The 17137-nt window shown below is 67.0% G+C and carries 16 protein-coding genes and 1 riboswitch; of the genes, 9 read left to right on the forward strand and 7 right to left on the reverse strand.

Annotated elements, in window-relative coordinates; genetic code table 11:
• Window positions 1-573, forward strand: a complete 573-nt coding sequence (locus tag SOM39_RS03780) for a YceI family protein (protein ID WP_320457517.1) — start codon at window positions 1-3, stop codon at window positions 571-573.
• A gap of 31 nt (window positions 574-604) precedes the next feature.
• On the opposite strand, the gene SOM39_RS03785 is transcribed toward SOM39_RS03780, so the two are convergent.
• The gene (locus SOM39_RS03785; protein WP_320457662.1) at window positions 605-832 is read right to left on the reverse strand and encodes a glutaredoxin family protein; all 228 of its coding nucleotides are present in this window, start codon (window positions 830-832) and stop codon (window positions 605-607) included.
• A gap of 86 nt (window positions 833-918) precedes the next feature.
• Between SOM39_RS03785 and SOM39_RS03790 the strand changes: the two genes are divergently transcribed.
• Together SOM39_RS03790 and SOM39_RS03795 are read left to right on the forward strand one after the other, a co-directional pair.
• Window positions 919-2301: an L-serine ammonia-lyase gene (locus SOM39_RS03790; RefSeq protein WP_068853685.1), complete on the forward strand. Its 1383-nt coding sequence runs from the start codon at window positions 919-921 to the stop codon at window positions 2299-2301.
• Between the two features lie 50 nt (window positions 2302-2351).
• Window positions 2352-3356 (forward strand): alpha/beta hydrolase, encoded by a 1005-nt coding sequence (locus tag SOM39_RS03795; protein WP_320457518.1) that lies wholly within the window; start codon window positions 2352-2354, stop codon window positions 3354-3356.
• On the opposite strand, the gene SOM39_RS03800 is transcribed toward SOM39_RS03795, so the two are convergent.
• The 3 genes from SOM39_RS03800 to metX are packed head-to-tail and all read right to left on the reverse strand — an operon-like array spanning window position 3310 to window position 6676.
• Window positions 3310-4410 carry a homoserine dehydrogenase gene (locus SOM39_RS03800; RefSeq protein WP_320457519.1) on the reverse strand — a complete coding sequence of 367 codons (1101 nt, stop codon included), beginning with the start codon at window positions 4408-4410 and terminating at the stop codon, window positions 3310-3312. The two genes, SOM39_RS03795 and SOM39_RS03800, sit on opposite strands and share 47 nt — an antisense overlap.
• Window positions 4407-5651: an O-succinylhomoserine (thiol)-lyase gene (locus SOM39_RS03805; protein WP_320457520.1), complete on the reverse strand. Its 1245-nt coding sequence runs from the start codon at window positions 5649-5651 to the stop codon at window positions 4407-4409. The genes SOM39_RS03800 and SOM39_RS03805 overlap by 4 nt, the downstream gene beginning before the upstream one ends.
• Window positions 5648-6676, reverse strand: coding sequence for a homoserine O-succinyltransferase MetX (metX, locus tag SOM39_RS03810; RefSeq protein WP_095364376.1), 1029 nt, complete (start codon window positions 6674-6676; stop codon window positions 5648-5650). The genes SOM39_RS03805 and metX overlap by 4 nt, the downstream gene beginning before the upstream one ends.
• A 78-nt stretch (window positions 6677-6754) precedes the next feature.
• Window positions 6755-6874: riboswitch (SAM riboswitch) on the reverse strand.
• Window positions 6875-7020: 146 nt separating this feature from the next.
• Between metX and SOM39_RS03815 the strand changes: the two genes are divergently transcribed.
• The 4 genes from SOM39_RS03815 (at window position 7021) to SOM39_RS03830 (ending at window position 12760) form a co-directional block, all read left to right on the forward strand.
• Complete coding sequence (locus SOM39_RS03815) at window positions 7021-7911, forward strand: peptidoglycan DD-metalloendopeptidase family protein (RefSeq protein WP_184126790.1); 891 nt, start codon at window positions 7021-7023, stop codon at window positions 7909-7911.
• A gap of 75 nt (window positions 7912-7986) precedes the next feature.
• A complete protein-coding gene (locus SOM39_RS03820) occupies window positions 7987-9591 on the forward strand; it encodes a peptide chain release factor 3 (protein ID WP_093532832.1) in 1605 nt (534 codons plus the stop codon).
• 63 nt (window positions 9592-9654) lie between these two features.
• Window positions 9655-10287: a PAQR family membrane homeostasis protein TrhA gene (trhA, locus tag SOM39_RS03825; protein ID WP_245356625.1), complete on the forward strand. Its 633-nt coding sequence runs from the start codon at window positions 9655-9657 to the stop codon at window positions 10285-10287.
• A 490-nt stretch (window positions 10288-10777) separates the two neighbouring features.
• On the forward strand, window positions 10778-12760 hold the full coding sequence (locus tag SOM39_RS03830) for an AsmA family protein (RefSeq protein WP_414715843.1): 1983 nt from the start codon (window positions 10778-10780) through the stop codon (window positions 12758-12760).
• Between the two features lie 217 nt (window positions 12761-12977).
• On the opposite strand, the gene SOM39_RS03835 is transcribed toward SOM39_RS03830, so the two are convergent.
• The 3 genes from SOM39_RS03835 to mtgA are packed head-to-tail and all read right to left on the reverse strand — an operon-like array spanning window position 12978 to window position 15141.
• A complete protein-coding gene (locus SOM39_RS03835) occupies window positions 12978-13409 on the reverse strand; it encodes a CBS domain-containing protein (RefSeq protein ID WP_095364327.1) in 432 nt (143 codons plus the stop codon).
• Window positions 13369-14388 (reverse strand): glycosyltransferase family 2 protein, encoded by a 1020-nt coding sequence (locus SOM39_RS03840; RefSeq protein WP_320457521.1) that lies wholly within the window; start codon window positions 14386-14388, stop codon window positions 13369-13371. Before SOM39_RS03840 ends, SOM39_RS03835 begins: the two co-directional genes overlap by 41 nt.
• Before the next feature lie 3 nt (window positions 14389-14391).
• Complete coding sequence (gene mtgA, locus SOM39_RS03845) at window positions 14392-15141, reverse strand: monofunctional biosynthetic peptidoglycan transglycosylase (protein ID WP_093532827.1); 750 nt, start codon at window positions 15139-15141, stop codon at window positions 14392-14394.
• An 83-nt stretch (window positions 15142-15224) separates the two neighbouring features.
• On the opposite strand from mtgA, the gene SOM39_RS03850 reads away from it, so the two are divergent.
• Window positions 15225-16118, forward strand: a complete 894-nt coding sequence (locus tag SOM39_RS03850) for an Hsp33 family molecular chaperone HslO (protein WP_093532826.1) — start codon at window positions 15225-15227, stop codon at window positions 16116-16118.
• 152 nt (window positions 16119-16270) lie between these two features.
• Window positions 16271-17095, forward strand: coding sequence for a hypothetical protein (locus tag SOM39_RS03855; RefSeq protein WP_179197306.1), 825 nt, complete (start codon window positions 16271-16273; stop codon window positions 17093-17095).
• Window positions 17096-17137: the final 42 nt, after the last annotated feature.

The following is a 17137-nucleotide window of genomic DNA, read 5'->3' on the forward strand; positions in this document are numbered from 1 at the left end:
ATGAACATCAAGCTCACCTCCCCCGCCGCCGTGGCTGCCGCGCTGGCTGGCCTGATGGCCACCGCCCCGGTGCTGGCCGCCGACTACGTGCAGGCCGCCAACAACGGCTCCACGTTGGTTTTTGCCACCAAATATGACGGTGAAGTGTTCACTGGAAGCTTCCCCGGCTTCTCGACCAAGGTCAGCTTCGATCCGGTCGACCCCGCCGCCGGCACGCTGGACGTGACCATTCCACTGGCCGGCGCAACGTCGGGCAACAGCGACCGCGATTCGACGCTGCAGGGTGCGGAATTCTTCAATGTGGCCAAGTTCGCCACAGCCCGATACACCGCCAAAGGCTTCACCAGGAGCGGTGACAAGTACGTGGCCAATGGCACGCTGGAACTGCGCGGGGTGAGCAAGCCGGTTACCTTCACTTTCGAATGGAAGCCCGGTCCCAACCCGGTGCTGACCGGCAAGGCCACGGTCAAGCGCCTGGACTTCGGCGTGGGCGGCGGTGACGACTGGAAAGACACCAGGAACATCCCGGACGACACCGCGATCAGCACCGTCGTCAAGCTGCAGGCGAAGTAACCCCTCCCGTGGCGCCGGCCAACGGCCGGCGCTACCGGTGCCCGCTCATCCACGCCGACAGGGTGGACGCATCGAAGGGCCAGTCCAGCTCACGCCCCTGCCCATCGCGCAGCACCGGCACGCGGCTGCCATAGCGGGCCTCCAGGGCCGCGTCATCATCGATGAACACACTGTCGAGCCCGGGGACCCGGGCCTGGGCCAGGACCGCAAGGGCCAGGTCGCAGAGGTGGCAGTCGTCGCGCTGGTACAGGATGAACATAAGGTCGATATGTTGCGTTGCAGCCAGGGTGGCGGGCGCGGACAGCATAGAATAGTGCTCCATCCGATACCCGCAGTTTGGCAATCATGGCTGTCAGCACGTTCGACGTTTTCAAGATCGGCATTGGCCCGAGCTCCTCGCACACCGTAGGACCGATGAAGGCCGCCGAACGCTTCGTGCACCGCTGGCTGCTGGACCCGGGCTGCCTGCAGGACGTGGTGCGCATCCGCGCCGACGTGTATGGCTCGCTGGCGTTGACCGGCCGCGGCCATGGCACTGACAAGGCCGTGCTGCTGGGCCTGGAAGGCCAGCGACCGAACCTGATCGATCCGGACATCATTCCCGGCACGCTCGAGCGGATCCGCAGCAGCAAGCGCATCCGGTTGATGGGCACCCATGAGATCGCCTTCGACGAGAAGCGCGACCTGGGTCTGAACAAGCGCCAGAAGCTGCCCTACCACACCAATGGCATGCGCTTCACCGCGTACGACGCGCAGGACCAGGTGATCGCCACGCGCGACTACTACTCGGTGGGCGGTGGCTTCGTGGTCAACCAGGACGACGCGGCCGATGACCGCATCGTGCCCGATGAAACCCCGCTGCCCTACCCGTTCAAGAGCGGCGACGAGCTGCTGGCGCAGACCGCACGTAGTGGGCTGAGCATTGCCCAGCTGATGTTCGAGAACGAGAAGTGCTGGCGCAGCGAAGACGAAATCCGCGACCAGCTGCGCGAGATCTGGGACGCGATGCAGCAATGCTGCGCCCGGGGCATCCGCCAGGAAGGCACCCTGCCCGGAGGCCTGCATGTGTCGCGCCGCGCCCCGGCGCTGTACCGCGAGCTTTCATCCAAGCCGGAAGCGGCCATGCGCGACCCGCTCACCACGCTGGACTGGGTCAACCTGTACGCGCTGGCGGTCAACGAAGAGAACGCAGCAGGTGGCCGCGTTGTCACCGCGCCGACCAATGGTGCGGCCGGCGTGCTGCCGGCGGTGCTGCATTATTTCGACCGCTTCTGCCCCGGCGCCAATGAACAGCGCGTGTTCGATTTCCTGCTCACCTCGGCCGCGATCGGCATCCTGTACAAGGAAAATGCCTCGATTTCCGGCGCCGAAGTCGGCTGCCAGGGCGAAGTCGGCGTGGCCTGCTCGATGGCCGCCGGCGGCCTGGTCGCCGCGCTGGGCGGCAATCCCAGCCAGATCGAGAACGCCGCCGAAATCGGCATGGAGCACAACCTGGGCCTGACCTGCGACCCGATCGGCGGGCTGGTGCAGATTCCCTGCATCGAGCGCAATGCGATGGGCGCGGTGAAGGCGATCAACGCCTCGCGCATGGCCATGCGCGGCGACGGCAAGCACAAGGTGTCGCTGGACAAGGTGATCAAGACCATGCGCGATACCGGCCGCGACATGCAGGACAAATACAAGGAAACCAGCCGCGGCGGGCTCGCGGTCAACGTCATCGAGTGCTGATCGGAGACGCGCGGGCGGTTATCCTCGGGGTTCCCCCACTGGAGACCGCCATGCGCATCCTGGCCGCCGCCCTGCTTGCCTGCCTGCCCCTGACCTCGTTCGCCGCCGACACCTACGACGCGCGCCTGCAGGCCTTCGACTACGGTTGGCCGGTCAAGACCTTCAGCTTCGATTCGCAGCGCCAGCCGCTGGAAATGGCCTACCTGGACGTGGCGCCTGCCGGCCGCCAGGTCGGCACGGTGGTGCTGTTGCACGGCAAGAATTTCTGCGCGGGCACCTGGCGTGATGCCATCACCGCGTTGAGCAGCGCCGGCTACCGGGTGATTGCGCCGGACCAGATCGGCTTCTGCAAATCGAGCAAGCCACTGCGCTACCAGTATTCCTTCGGCCAGCTGGCCGCCAACACGCAGGCGCTGTTGGCGCATCTGAAACTGGACACCACCAAAGTCGACCTGGTCGGCCATTCGATGGGCGGCATGCTGGCCGCGCGGTTCGCGCTGATGTATCCGCAGCAGCTGCGCCAGCTGGCGCTGGTCAATCCAATCGGGCTGGAAGACTGGAAGGCCAAGGGCGTGCCCTGGCGCAGCGTGGATGCGTGGTATGCCAACGAACTGAACACCAGTTTCGACAGCATCAAGAAGTACCAGCTTGAGGTCTACTACAGCGGCCAGTGGACGCCGGAGTTCGAACACTGGGCACGCATGCAGGCCGGGATGTATGCCGGCCCCGGCAAGCAGGCCGTGGCCTGGAGCCAGGCGCTGACCTCGGACATGGTGTTCAACCAGCCGGTCGTGCATGAGCTGGCCAACATCCGCGTGCCGACCACGCTGTTCATCGGCCAGAAGGACCGCACCGCGATCGGGCGTGACCTGGCCCCGCCGGCATTGAAAGCTGCGCTGGGCGACTACCCTGCCCTGGGCAAGGCTGCCGCCGCCGCGATCCCCGGCGCGATGCTGGTGAGCTTCGACGACCTGGGGCATTCGCCGCAGGTGCAGGACCCGTCGCGGTTCAACGCGGCGTTGTTGAAGGCGTTGAAGGCGTTGAAGGGCGAGTGATCGACAACACGTCGTCCAACAAGGCGGCAGCGGTGACCCCGGCCCCCGCACCCGGCCCCTGGATCAACAACGGCTGCACGTTGTAGCGGTCGCTGTGGATCGCCACGCGGTTGTCGGTCTGCGCACCGCCGGCCAGCGGATGGTCCAGCGGCACGATCCGCAGCCCGACCGAGGCGCCGTCGTGGTCGAAGCCGCCGATGAAGCGCAGGCAGCCGCCCTGCGCGCGTGCCTGCTCCCAGTGCCGCTGCAGCGGCGCGTCCAGCAGGGCCAGCTGTTCGATCGCCGCGGTGGTCGGCAGCGCCGCCAGTGCATCGGGCACCAGCGAGTTCACGGCCACCTGCTCGGCGCGCAGCGCGATGCCGCTGGCGCGGGCAAGGATCAGGAGTTTGCGGCGCACGTCCTCACCGGACAGGTCCACGCGCGGGTCCGGCTCGGTGTACCCCGCGCCGGCCGCCTCGCGCACCCACGCCGAGAAGGGGCGCTGACCGTCGTAGTGATGGAACAGCCACGCCAACGACCCCGACAGCACGCCTTCCACCCGGTGGATGCGATCGCCGCCGGCCACCAGCCCGCGCAGGCTGCTCAACAGCGGCAGCCCTGCGCCAACCGTGGCGCTGTCGCCGTAGCGTGCGCCGCCGTCCAGTCCGCTGCCCGCGATGGCCTGTGCACGCGCCAGCTGCGCGCCCTGCCCCAGCTTGTTGGCCGTCACCACGTGCACGCCGCGCGCCAGCCACTGCTCGTGCCAGTTGGCCACATCGTCGCTGGCGGTGGCGTCCACCACCACGTCGCCGCGTTGCAGGCCTTCGGCTTCGGCCCAGGGTTGCAGCGCGGGCGCCGTGCGCGCGGCATCGTTGGCGCGCTCCAAGGCCTGCGCCGGCTGCTGTTCGCAGGCGCGTGCCGTGCGCGAGTTGGCCAGCCACGAGAACTGGGGCAACTCGACGCCTCGTGCCTCGAGCGCCTGGTAGCGCTGCACGAACGCGGTTCCAACGGTGCCCGTACCCAGCAACGCCAAGCGACGTGGCGCCGGTCGCGCGAAAGGCAGTACCGCGCTCATGCGTCCACCAGCCTGCGCTGGGCCAGCTGCGCCTGGCGGTCGATCACCGCCTGGGCCCGCTCCAGGCCGGTCTGCAGGTCCGCGACCAGGTCTTCAGCCGCTTCGATACCCACCGACAGGCGCAGCAGGCCCTCACTGATGCCCGCATGGGCGCGGGCCTCGGCGGTCATCGCCGCGTGGGTCATGGTGGCCGGGTGCGCGACCAGGCTCTCCACCCCACCCAGCGATTCGGCCAGGGTGAAGCAGCGCAGGCCATCCACGAACGCACGCACCGCCGCGTGCGGGTCATCCCCGGGGCACGAGGCCAGCTCAAACGACAGCATCGCGCCGAAGCCACTCTGCTGGCGGGCGGCGATGGCATGGCCCGGGTGCGATTCCAGGCCGGGGTAGTAGACGTTGGCCACCGCGTCGCTGGTGGCCAGCAGCTGCACGATCTCGGCGGTGTTTTCCTGGTGCACGCGCAGCCGCGCGCCGAGCGTCCGCAGGCCGCGCAGGGTCAGGAAGGCATCGAACGGGGAACCCGTCAGGCCGAGTGCGTTGGCCCACCACACCAGCTGCTCGTGCAGCGCCGGATCGCGCGCGACCACGGCGCCACCGACCACATCGCTGTGGCCGTTGATGTACTTGGTGGTCGAATGCAGCACCACATCGGCACCGAAGGCGATCGGCCGCTGCAGCGCCGGCGACAGGAAGGTGTTGTCGACCACCACCTTCGCACCGGCGCGGTGCGCGGCATCGATGACGAAGCGCAGGTCGGTGATGCGCAGCAGCGGGTTGGACGGGGTCTCGATCAACACCAGCGTGGGCGATTGCGCCAGCGCGTCGGCCAGCGAACGCGGGTCGGTCAGGTCGGCGGTGACCAGCTGGAAGTGACCCTTTTTCGCCAGCGCGTTGAACAGCCGCCAGCTGCCACCGTAGGCGTCGTGCGGCACCACCAGGGTATCGCCCGGTTCCAGCAGCGCATTGAGCACCAGGTTGATCGCGCCCATGCCGGTGGAAGTGATCACCCCGCCAGCACCGCCTTCGAGTTCGGCCAGCGCCTCACCGAGCAGGTCACGGGTGGGGTTGCCGCTGCGGGTGTAGTCGTACTGGCGCTTGTTGCCGAACCCATCGAAGCTGAAGTTCGACGACAGCACGATCGGTGGGGTCACCGCCCCGTGCGCGGTATCGCGATCGATTCCGGCGCGCACGGCGGCGGTGACACGGCTACAGGTCGGCTCGGAACCGGCGGACTGGCTCATGCGTTTTCTCCCGGGGTACGGAATGCGGTGGCGAGGATCGCGTCGATGCGATCGGTTTCTTTGAGGAAGGCGTCATGGCCATAGGGCGAGCGCAGCACGCGCAGGCTGCCGCGCGGGCCCAGCCCTTCAACCAGGCCGACCAGGTCGGCCAGCGGCACCAGGCGGTCGCCTTCTACGGCCACCACGACGGTGGGTACGCTGATCGCGGCGGGATCGATGCGGTGCAGGTCGATCGATTCGGACAGGCGCAGGTACGCCTCCACCGGGGTGCGCGCGACGTACTGCGCGCCGGCGGCATCCAGGTAATCTTCGGCCGCCACGCGGACACGCCCGTTGACCACTTCCGGCGGGGCATCGAAGCGCTCGCCGAATTCTTCCGGGGTGCGGTAGCTGAGCATGGCGAACTGCCGGGCCAGCGCCAGGCCGTGGCTTTCGCCGCACTGCAGCTGGCCCAGCGCAACCGCGCGGCGCTGCAGCGCGCGCCAGGCGGCGGCGTAGGGATGCGGGCGATGCGCGCCGCTGACCGCGACCAGCTTGGCCAACCGCTGCGGGTGGCGCACTGCGAACTGCTGGCCCACCAGCGCACCGTAGGAGTAGCCCACGAAGCACTGCAGCTGGGTAATGCCGAGGTGATCGAGCAGCAGGGCGAGCGCATCGGCCTGGTCGGCGGTGTCGATCGGCAGGTCCAGTGCGCCGTCGGCACCGATGAAATCGAAGGCCAGGATGCGGCGCGAGGCCGGATCCAGCGCGCGACCGGGTGCCACCAGGCCCTCTGCCCAGCCCTTCTCGGGGAACTCGGCATTGGCGGCCACATGCCGGTGTGCGGAAATGCCACCGGCCAGCACCACCACGGGCGCCTGTTCACGGCCCACCAGTTCGTAGCGCAGCCGCACCGGGCGTGCTCCCCCGTGGCGCATCGACAGGATCGCGGCGATCTCGCCGCGAACGGCGCTGCGCCCGGCATCAACCGGAACGCTCAAGGGGGCGAAGGAGTCCGAAGCAATGGCGGCGGTGGCGAAACTCATGGCGATATCCCGAAGAGGAAAACGGCCATCGAGCTTTCGCGGAGCTCGCGTTCGAAGCGCACGTACGGTGCACGGTTCGAACCATCTTTCGGAAGACACCACGGTCCCCGCAGGATTTGGCACCTACGCAGGTGGCTTTCGCGCCTGCGGGCTGCCCCGGCTTCAAAGGGCCTGTCCCTCTGCCGGTCTCGATGGTGGAGCCACGATGCCAGCACATTCCGGGCATGTCAATCCTTCCATCTGGATGAAGCGATATATTTTTTTCTCATCAGCCCGCAGCCGCCCCTCTTTCCTGAACGAACGCGGTTGCGTAGAGTCCGCGCACCCTTACTCGAAGTTCGCTGATGCGCCGGATCCTGCTGCTCACCCTGCTGGCGTGCCCGTTGATGGCACCGGCCGCTGAATCCAACGGTGGAGCGGACTGGCGCGGCGGCTGGGGATTGGTGCGCCCGGCCGACCAGGCGCCGCAGGGGGCGCGGAGCGGCACGCTGGCCTCGGTGAAGCTCGAAGGGGGCGCCGCGTACTGGCAGGCGCGGGTCGACAACCACCTCACCGGTCCGGTGCAGATCGCCCTGCGTCAGGACGCGGGTGCCGCGCTGCTGCCCGGGCTGCCCCTGCAAACCGTGCTGCCCGGCTCGGCGAGCGTGGTGGTAGCGCGGCTGCAGCTGCCACCGGATACCGAACGCCTGAACCTGCTGCTGGACGCGGTTCCCGGCGACCCGGCGGCGCGGCCGCAGGACGTGGCCTACCAGCTGCCCTTTGATGCGCGCCGGTTCCAGGTCAGCCAGGCGCCGCAGGGGCGTTTCAGCCACAACGATGCTGAAAACCGCGACGCGGTGGACTTCGCGCTGCCCGAAGGCACCCCGGTGCTTGCTGCCCGTGCGGGCAAGGTGATGCAGGTGCAGGGCAACTTCAGCGGCAACGGGCAGGATCCCGCGCGCGACCGCGACCGCGCCAACTTCATCCGGGTCCTGCATGAAGACGGCAGCATGGCCGTGTACGCCCACCTGCGCGAAAACGGGGTACTGGTGCGCAGCGGCCAGCGTGTCGAGGCCGGCCAGCGCATCGGTGTTTCCGGCAACACCGGCTACAGCACCGCCCCACACCTGCATTTCGTGGTCCAGGCCAATGCCGGCATGCAGCTGCGCTCGATTCCGGTACGCATCGTGGCCCCCCAGGGCGAGCTGCATTTCGCGCGTGAAGAGGCCGACGGCGGCGACGCGGCCAGCCACTGACCCGCCGGGCGGGGCGGCCCGGTATACTGGCGGGCTTATCTCCATGAGAAGCGCCCCGGGCGGGCGCGTCACGCCATGTCCGAAGTCGCTACCGAAGCTGCGCGCCGCCGCACCTTCGCCATCATTTCCCACCCTGACGCCGGCAAGACCACGCTGACCGAGAAGCTGCTGCTGTTCGGTGGTGCGATCCAGATGGCCGGCTCGGTCAAGGGCCGCAAGGCCGCGCGCCATGCCACCTCGGACTGGATGGCGCTGGAGAAGGAGCGCGGCATCTCGGTCACCTCATCGGTGATGCAGTTCCCGTACGAAGGCAAGATCGTCAACCTGCTCGACACCCCGGGCCACGCCGACTTCGGCGAGGATACCTATCGCGTGCTTACCGCGGTGGACTCGGCGCTGATGGTGATCGACGTGGCCAAGGGCGTGGAAGAGCGCACGATCAAGCTGATGGAGGTGTGCCGCCTGCGCGACACCCCGATCATGACCTTCATCAACAAGCTCGACCGCGAGGGCAAGGAGCCGATCGACCTGCTGGACGAGGTGGAAAGCGTGCTGGGCATCCAGTGCGCGCCGGTGACCTGGCCGATCGGCATGGGCCAGCGCCTGAAGGGCGTGGTCCACCTGATCAGCGGCGAAGTGCACCTGTACGAACAGGGCCGCAACTTCACCCGGCAGGATTCGACCATTTTCCCGTCGATCGATTCACCGGGCCTGGCCGAAAAGATCGGCGCGGGCATGCTGGCCGAGCTGCGCGACGAGCTGGAACTGGTGCAGGGCGCCAGCCACGCGTTCGATCTTGATGCCTACCTGGCCGGCAGGCAGACGCCGGTGTTCTTCGGTTCGGGCGTGAACAACTTCGGCGTGCAGCCCCTGCTGGACTTCTTTGTCGAGCACGCGCCGTCGCCCCAGGCACGCGCCACCACTGGTCGGGTGATCGCCCCACAGGAAAACAAGCTGACCGGCTTCGTGTTCAAGATCCAGGCCAACATGGACCCGCAGCACCGTGACCGCGTGGCGTTCATGCGGGTCTGTTCGGGGCGCTTCGTAGCGGGAATGAAGACCTTCCACGTGCGCACCGGCAAGGAAATGAAGCTGGCCAACGCACTGACCTTCATGGCCAGCGACCGCGAAATCGCCGCTGAAGCGTGGCCGGGCGATGTCATCGGCATCCACAACCACGGCACCATCTCCATCGGCGACACGTTCACCGAAGGCGAAGCGGTGAGCTTCACCGGCATCCCGAACTTCGCGCCGGAACTGTTCCGTCGCGCGCGCCTGCGCGATCCGCTCAAGCTCAAGCAGCTGCAGAAGGGCCTTGCGCAGCTGTCCGAAGAAGGCGCCACCCAGTTCTTCCGCCCGCTGATGAGCAACGACCTGATCCTGGGCGCGGTGGGCGTGCTGCAGTTCGACGTGGCCGCCTACCGGCTGAAGGACGAGTACGGCGTGGAAGCGACCTTCGAGCCGGTGAGCGTGACCACGGCGCGCTGGGTGACCTGCAACGATGCGAAGAAGCTGGAAGAGTTCCGCGAGAAGAATGCGGGCAACCTCAGCATCGACGCGGCGGGCCAGCTGGTCTACCTGGCGCCGACCCGGGTCAACCTGCAGCTGGCGCAGGAACGCGCGCCGGACGTGCGCTTCGCGGCAACCCGCGAAGCGGCGCACAGCATGTCGGTCGCCTGACCTGGCGAAACCGGCGATGATAGGGGGGAGCGGGCTCCCCCTCCCCGCGCGACGATCATCGCCATGACCTCTGTTGCTTCCGTACGTGAAGAAATCGCCAGCGCCCTGACCCACGGGCTGGGCGCGGTCGCCGCGCTTGCCGGCAGCGCGGTTTTGATCACCCTGGCCGCGATCTACGGCGACGCCTGGCAGCTGGCCAGTGCCATCGTGTTCGGCGTGGCACTGCTGCTGCTCTACACAGCCTCCACGCTCTACCACGCCATCCAGCACCCGATCGCCAAGGGCCGGCTGAAAGTATTCGACCACTGCGCGATCTACCTGCTGATCGCCGGCACCTATACCCCATTCACCCTGATCGGCCTTCGCGGTCCCTGGGGCTGGGGCATGTTCACGGCCATCTGGGCACTGGCGCTCGCCGGCGTGATCTTCAAGCTGTTCTTCACCGGCCGCTTCAAGCTGCTCTCCACGATCATCTACATCGCGATGGGCTGGATGGTGCTGGTGGCGATCAAGCCGATGTGGTCCCACATCGATGGCTGGACCCTGGGCTGGCTGTTTGCCGGTGGCCTGTCCTACACGCTGGGCACCTACTTCTACCACCGCGAATCCATCCCCTACTCCCACGCGATCTGGCACCTGTTCGTGATCGGCGGAAGTGTCTGTCACTTCGTTGCGGTTACTGCGCAGATTCTTTGAAGCAACCGCAACCGCAACCGCAACCGCAACCGCAACAGCAACAGCAACAGCAACAGCAGGTTGCCGTTTGCTTACTGTTTAGGGGCGGTGTGGGTGGGCCGCCGGGACACGCCGCAAGTACGTCCTTGTAGGCTCGTTCGCGCCATCCATGGCGCTCTACGGTCCCGTCAACCCACCCACACCGCCCCTTCGACATCTGGTCGGCAGGCAACGGAGATCAAGAACAGGCCCTTGCTCTTCCCACCGCTGAGAAACTGCTTGGGGGCGGGCGGGGGTAGCCCATGCCGGGACCGTAGAGCGCCATGGATGGCGCGAACGAGCCCCCATGGATGGGTTTACGGCGTGTCCCGGCATGGGCTACCCCCGCCCGCCCAGCACGTATCAATGAATAGCAAGCGCTCCAGCCTTGGCTTCGGCTTTGGCGCCACACTGACGCGATCCTTACCAATGCTTCGCGTTGCCTGCACGATGAACGGGCAAGGATGGGCGGGTGAATACTGTTCCCGCTCCTACGCCCGTTGCGGCCTCCTCCCGCTCACGCTGGCGTTTTCGCCGACCGGGCAAGCGCGGGCAGCGCTGGCTGGCGGTGCTGGTTTTCCTTTTCGCGCTGATCCTGCTGGTGATCGCGCTGTGGGACTGGAACTGGTTCAAAGGCCCCGTCGAGCGCGCCGTGCAGGCCAAGACCGGCCGCGAATTCCATATTGGCGGCAATCTGGATGTCGATCTCGGGCGCACCCTTACCGTGCGCGCCGATGGTCTGACCTTCGCCAATGCCGAATGGTCCAAGACCCCACGGATGGCCAGCGCCGACCGCGCCGAGATCGACCTGCGCGCCTGGCCCCTGCTGCGTGGCGATATCCGCATTCCGGAAATCCGCCTCACCCGCCCCGACCTGCTGCTGGAAACCGCGCCCGGCAAGGACCAGCCCGGCAACTGGGATTTTCTTGGCCCCAGCGATGGCGAACCGCCGGTGCTGCAGCGACTGCTGGTTGACGATGGGCGCCTGAAATTCCTCGATGCCGCCGGTAAAACGGACATCCTGGTCGCCATCTCCAGCGGCAAACCACGCAATGCCGACAGCGCACCGCCGCTGCTGGTCAGCGGCAAAGGCCGCTGGCAGGGCAATCCGTTCACCCTGGCAGGCAACACCGAATCGCCGTTGGAACTGACCAACAGCGAGCATCCGTTCCGCATCCATCTGGATGGGCGTGCCGGCAGTACCCACGCCATTGCCAGCGGCACCCTGACCAACCCGTTCGCCCTGCGCACCTTCGATCTTGATTTCGCGCTCAGCGGCCAGGACATGGAAGACCTGTATCCACTGATTGGCCTGGCCATCCCCTCCACCCCGCCGTATCGCCTGAAAGGCCGCCTCAAGCGCAACAACGATGTCTGGCGGTACGAGAACTTCACCGGTGTCGCCGGCGACAGCGACCTGGGCGGTAGCGCGCAGATCGACGTCAGTGGCGACCGCCCCTTCCTCAAAGCCGAGCTTGTTTCCAAGCGCCTGGACTTCGATGACCTTGCCGGCTTCGTCGGCGCCCCGCCCAAGACCGGCGCCGGCGAATCGGCCAATGCCGAACAGAAGGCCAAGGCCGCCGCACTCGCAGTGAAGGCACGCGTGCTTCCGGATACGCCCTACGACCTCAGCAAGCTCCGCGCGATGGATGCCGATGTGCACTGGAAGGCGCAGCGCATCAACTCCCCCGCGCTGCCGCTGGACGACATGGATGCGCACCTGAAGCTGGACGACGGCCTGCTGCGACTGGAGCCGCTCAACTTCGGCGTCGCCGGCGGCGACATCCGCAGCACCATCCGCATGGATGCACGCAAGCCGACCATTGCCACCCAGCTCAAGGCCAGCATCCGCAAGGTGCAGCTGGGCGGGCTGTTCCCCGACGCGAAACTGGCCGAGCAGGCCTCCGGTGGCATCAGTGGTGAGATCAACCTCAGCGGCAACGGCAACTCGATCGCATCCATGCTGGGAAGCTCCGATGGCGCTGTTGCGGTGGGCATCGGTCGCGGCCATGTCGGCAACCTGATCATGGAACTGGCCGGCCTGGACGTGGCCGAATCGCTGAAGTTCCTGTTCACCGGCGACAAGCAGATTCCGCTGCGCTGCGCGTGGGGCGATTTCGGCGTTAAGCAGGGCCTGATGACCTCGCAGCAGCTGGCGTTTGATACCACCGATACGCTGATCCTTGGAGAAGGTACGGTAGACCTGAAGCAGGAAAAGCTCGACCTGCTGCTGCGCCCGCGTCCGAAGGACATCAGCATCCTGGCACTGCGTTCGCCGCTGCGCATCGGCGGCACGTTCAAGGATCCGTCGTTCCGGCCGGACTTCAAGGCGCTGGGTCTGCGTGGTGCCATCGCCCTCACGCTGGGCAGCATTGCCCCGCCTGCCGCGCTGCTGGCCACGATTGAAACCGGGCCAGGTGAGGATTCGAATTGCGGCGGCCGGTATGCGAAGTAACGAGCCACGCCCTGCGTGGCTGCTCCTCGTTTCCGCGCACGACCAACCATCGGGGGCGGCCGGCGGGCAGCCCTCGTAGGGACTGTCAAAAACATGGATGTTTTTGCCAAGCCCCCATGGAGGGGTTCACGGCGTGTCCCGTAGAGGGCTGCCCGTCGGCCGCCCTGCCCGGGAAAATAAAAGCGCTGCTCTTCGATTGAAAATACCCGCAGCCAGGTCAGCCCGCGACGATGTACTGCTGCAGCTGGTCCAGCTTCTGGGCCTGTTCGTCGATCACCGATTTCACCAGGTCACCGATGGAGATCACGCCGATCACGCCGCCGCTGTCCACCACCGGCAAGTGGCGGATGCGGTAGTCGGTGACCAGTTGCAGGCAGTGTTCAACCTGCTCGGATGGCGCCACCGTTACTACCTTGGCGGTCATGATGTCGCTGACCTTCGTCGACCTCGACGAGCGGTCATGCAGCACGATCTTGCGCGCGTAATCGCGTTCGGACAGGATGCCGACCAGGCTGCGGCCGTCCATCACCAAAACCGCGCCGATGCCCTTGTCGGCCATCAACCGGATCGCGTCGATCACCGCCGATTCCGGGCCTACCGCGAACACCTCAGGGGACTTGCCTTCCAACAGCTGTCGTACCGTGGTCATCTCGCTGCTCTCCACCGATGGGATGCACGCCCGAGTCTGCCACGAACGGCGCATGCCAGGTGTCAACCACGTACAACGGCCGCTGCTTGGATTCCTCGTACAGCCGGCCCAGGTACTCCCCGATCAGGCCCAGCGCGATCAGCTGCACCCCGCCCAGGAACAGGATCACCGCCATCATCGTGGGGTAGCCGGCTACCCGGTCGCCGTAAAACGCCGCCTTCAGCACCACCCACCCGCCAAACAGGAATGCCACGCCTGCCGTGGCCATTCCCAGGTAGGTGGCCGCCCGCAGCGGCACCGTGGAAAAGCTGGTGATGCCTTCCAGTGCGAAGTTCCACAGCTTCCACAACCCGAACTTGCTGTCGCCCACCATCCGCGCATGCCGGTGATACGGCAACGCAACGCGGCGGAAGCCGACCCAGCCGAACAACCCTTTCATGAACCGGTGGCGTTCACGCAGCTGACCCAGCGCCTGCAGCGCGCGCGGTGACAGCAGGCGGAAATCGCCGGTATCGGCTGGAATCGGGATCCTCGACAGCCGCCCGATCACCCGGTAGAACGCCGCCGCCGTACTGCGCTTGAGCCAGCTTTCGCCGTCGCGCGCCTGGCGGGTGCCGTACACGTTGTCATAGCCCTGCCGCCACAGCGCCACGAATTCCGGAATGAGCTCGGGCGGGTCCTGGCCATCGGCATCGAGGATCATCACCGCGCCGCCGTCCACGAAGTCCAGTCCGGCCGTCAATGCCGCCTCCTTGCCGAAGTTGCGCGACAGGCGCAGCACGCCCACGCAGCTGTCGGCTGACGCCAGTTCCTGCATCACCTGCCAGGTGGCATCGGTGCTGCCATCGTCGACGTACACGATCCGCCCCTCGACGCCCTCCAGTCCATCCAGGACCGCGCGCAGGCGCGGCTGCAGCAGGGGCAGCGCCAGCGCTTCGTTGTGGGCCGCGATGACCAGGGTGAGGCGTTCAATTGTCATGGCTCACTCATCTTTCAGGTAGGCGCCGCCGCCGAGCTGCCGCGCCTGTCGCTGGATCCAGGCGGCGCGTCGCTGCACATAGGGGCCGGGGCGTGCGGCATTGTACCGGCGCGGAGCCGGCAACACGGCCGCCAGTTTTGCGCTTTCGGCCGGCGACAGCCGCGCCGCATCCTTGTTCCAGAACTGCCTGGATGCCGCCTGCGCACCGTAGATGCCATCACCGAACTCGGCGATGTTGGCGTACATCTCCAGGATCCGCGACTTCGGCCACAGCGTTTCGATCAGCAGCGTGTACCAGGCCTCCAGCCCCTTGCGGATCCAGCTGCGGCCCTGCCACAGGAACAGGTTCTTGGCGACCTGCTGGCTGATGGTGCTGGCGCCGCGCAGGCGCCCGCCGCGGGCATTGTGGTCGCGCGCCTTTTCAATGGCCTGCAGGTCGAAGCCATTGTGTTCGGGAAAGCGCTGGTCTTCGGCCGCGACCAGCGAGATGGGCAGGCTCGGGGCCATCTGGTCGAGGTCGCGCCACTGGTAATGCAGCCGGTAGCTCCAGTCGCCCTGGCCCAGCGCCTCGCCATAGCGCCACAGCATCACCGTCGACAGCGGCGGGTCGATGAAGCGCAGCACGGCCACCTGCAGCACGCTGCCGGCCACGAACAGCACCGGAAGCCACAGCAGGTGTTTCCAGCGCCAGCGGCGCCGGCGGGTCGGTTCCAGGCCCGGTTCGGCCTTGTGGTTGCTGCGCTCTGCCCCCATTAGTGGTGCATCCTCTGCTTGCACGGTTGTCGGCGCATTATCCGGCAACACGCCCTCATTACTTAAGCGCAGCCACCGACCCGATGACCGCCCAGACCGATTCCCTCATCCGTTTCCTGCTTCCCGATGCCGGCGTGCGCGGCGTGCACGTGCACCTTGACGCCAGCTGGCAGCAGATCCTCTCCCACGGCACCTACCCGCCGGCCGCGGCCGAGCTGCTGGGTGAAGCCACCGTGGCCTCGGCGCTGTTCACCGGCCACACCAAGGTGGACGGCCGGCTGTCGATCCAGCTGCGCAGCAACACCGCCATGCGCACGCTGTTTGCCGAATGCACCGCCGCCGGCACCCTGCGCGGCATCGTCCAACTGTCCGGCGAAGGCGATGCCCCGCGCGACCTGACCGCACTGGGCGAGGACGCGCTGCTGGCCATCACCATTGAAAACCCTGGGCTGGACCCGCGCGAGCCACAGCGCTACCAGAGCCTGGTCGGCCTGGGCGCATCCGGACTGGACGAGGCCTTCGAAGACTACTTCCGCCAGTCCGAACAGCTTCCCACGCGCCTGCTGCTGGCCGCCGATGGCGACCGGGCCGCCGGCCTGCTGCTGCAGAAGCTGCCCGGCGACGAGGGCGATACCGATGGCTGGTCCCGGGCCAGTGCGCTGTTCGAGACGTTGGGCAAGCAGGAACTGCTGGACGTGGCCGGCAATGAGCTGCTGCACCGGTTGTTCCATGAACAGGCCCCCGAGCTGCTGGGCGAGCGCCCGCTCCGCTTTGCCTGCTCCTGCTCGCGCGAACGGGTGGAGGGCATGCTGCAGTCGCTGGGCGAAGTGGAAGCCCGGGCGGCCGCCGAGCCCACGGGGTCCGTGGACATCCGTTGCGAATTCTGCGGACGGGAGTATCACTTTCCGTTGACGGAATTCGACATACTGTTCCGCGACGCCGTTGTTTCCTCACCGGCACCTGAACGGCTTCAGTAATCGCCGCGCGAGTTTTGTTCTGGGGAGAACCAAGACTTGTTAAGAATTCATAAACGCCCTAGGATCAGTGTCCCGCTTCGGCGGGAACTTGTGCTCATCACCGCTGTCTGAGAATTCCCATGCGCGCCCTTCTGCGTCTACCGCTGGCCCTGATGATCGCCCTCGCCGCGATCCCGGGCGCCTATGCGCAGTCCAAGGCCCGCCAGGACAGCACGGTGATTCCGGTCTGGAACAAGGGCAGCGGCAAGGTCGAAGCCCTGCTTTACCTGGAACCCACCGGGGAACAGGCTGCCGGCGCCCGCTGGCACTTCGGGCGCAGTTCGCTGGATGCCGCTTTCGGGCTGTCCTCGGGCGATTCGCTTGGCCTGCTCTGCAACAGCAGCCGCGGCACCAGCATCAGCGGGCTGGCCAGCCACTGCATGCTGGCCAGCCTGGGTGACGAGGACGACAACGCGCTGAGCCGCCGCGTCACCGGCACCGCCGCGTTCAACCGCCCGGGCGGTCGCGTCGGCATCACCGCCGGCACTGGCAAGGACACCCTGCCCGCCTGGCTGGCCGGCCCGAACAAATCGCCGGCGCTGCGCGCCGAGCAGAACGACCTGACCGTGTTCGGCCAGAAGAACATCGGCCGCGAAGGCTTCGTCTCCATTGGCGGCACCTACGCCAAGGCACGCCTGGTGCCGTTGTCCGACGTGTCCCCGGCTTTGGTGGACCGCTGGGACAGCAAGAGCCTTACCCTGGGTGCCGGCTACGGCAACTTCAGCGGCAACATCATCGGCCGCGTGGTCGACGTGCCCGGCCAGCCCGGCAAGTGGGAAGGCCTGGGCGTGGGCCTGACCTGGCGTACCCCGTGGAGCGGCCAGCTCACCGTGGGTGCCGAAAACGTGATCACCCGCGGCAAGAACCCGTTCGCCCCGCGCAACGAGAGCACCGATGAGGGCACCGTGCCCTACGTGCGGTACGAGCAGGACCTCTGAGTCCAGGTTTCGATGACCCGGGAAGACCAGAAAAGGCGCGCC

It is taken from the genome of Stenotrophomonas sp. CFBP8994 (genome assembly GCF_034044835.1).
GTDB lineage: Bacteria > Pseudomonadota > Gammaproteobacteria > Xanthomonadales > Xanthomonadaceae > Stenotrophomonas > Stenotrophomonas rhizophila_A.

Excerpts from the sequence above, each read along its gene's own strand:
- SOM39_RS03815 (WP_184126790.1), top strand. The coding sequence starts at position 7,021 with ATGCGCCGGATCCTGCTGCTCACCCTGCTGGCGTGCCCGTTGATGGCA.
- SOM39_RS03795 (WP_320457518.1), top strand. The coding sequence starts at position 2,352 with ATGCGCATCCTGGCCGCCGCCCTGCTTGCCTGCCTGCCCCTGACCTCG.
- SOM39_RS03840 (WP_320457521.1), bottom strand. The coding sequence starts at position 14,388 with ATGACAATTGAACGCCTCACCCTGGTCATCGCGGCCCACAACGAAGCG.
- SOM39_RS03800 (WP_320457519.1), bottom strand. The coding sequence starts at position 4,410 with ATGAGCGCGGTACTGCCTTTCGCGCGACCGGCGCCACGTCGCTTGGCG.
- SOM39_RS03805 (WP_320457520.1), bottom strand. The coding sequence starts at position 5,651 with ATGAGCCAGTCCGCCGGTTCCGAGCCGACCTGTAGCCGTGTCACCGCC.
- SOM39_RS03820 (WP_093532832.1), top strand. The coding sequence starts at position 7,987 with ATGTCCGAAGTCGCTACCGAAGCTGCGCGCCGCCGCACCTTCGCCATC.
- trhA (WP_245356625.1), top strand. The coding sequence starts at position 9,655 with ATGACCTCTGTTGCTTCCGTACGTGAAGAAATCGCCAGCGCCCTGACC.
- mtgA (WP_093532827.1), bottom strand. The coding sequence starts at position 15,141 with ATGGGGGCAGAGCGCAGCAACCACAAGGCCGAACCGGGCCTGGAACCG.
- SOM39_RS03780 (WP_320457517.1), top strand. The coding sequence starts at position 1 with ATGAACATCAAGCTCACCTCCCCCGCCGCCGTGGCTGCCGCGCTGGCT.
- metX (WP_095364376.1), bottom strand. The coding sequence starts at position 6,676 with ATGAGTTTCGCCACCGCCGCCATTGCTTCGGACTCCTTCGCCCCCTTG.
- SOM39_RS03835 (WP_095364327.1), bottom strand. The coding sequence starts at position 13,409 with ATGACCACGGTACGACAGCTGTTGGAAGGCAAGTCCCCTGAGGTGTTC.
- SOM39_RS03850 (WP_093532826.1), top strand. The coding sequence starts at position 15,225 with ATGACCGCCCAGACCGATTCCCTCATCCGTTTCCTGCTTCCCGATGCC.
- SOM39_RS03785 (WP_320457662.1), bottom strand. The coding sequence starts at position 832 with ATGTTCATCCTGTACCAGCGCGACGACTGCCACCTCTGCGACCTGGCC.
- SOM39_RS03790 (WP_068853685.1), top strand. The coding sequence starts at position 919 with ATGGCTGTCAGCACGTTCGACGTTTTCAAGATCGGCATTGGCCCGAGC.
- SOM39_RS03855 (WP_179197306.1), top strand. The coding sequence starts at position 16,271 with ATGATCGCCCTCGCCGCGATCCCGGGCGCCTATGCGCAGTCCAAGGCC.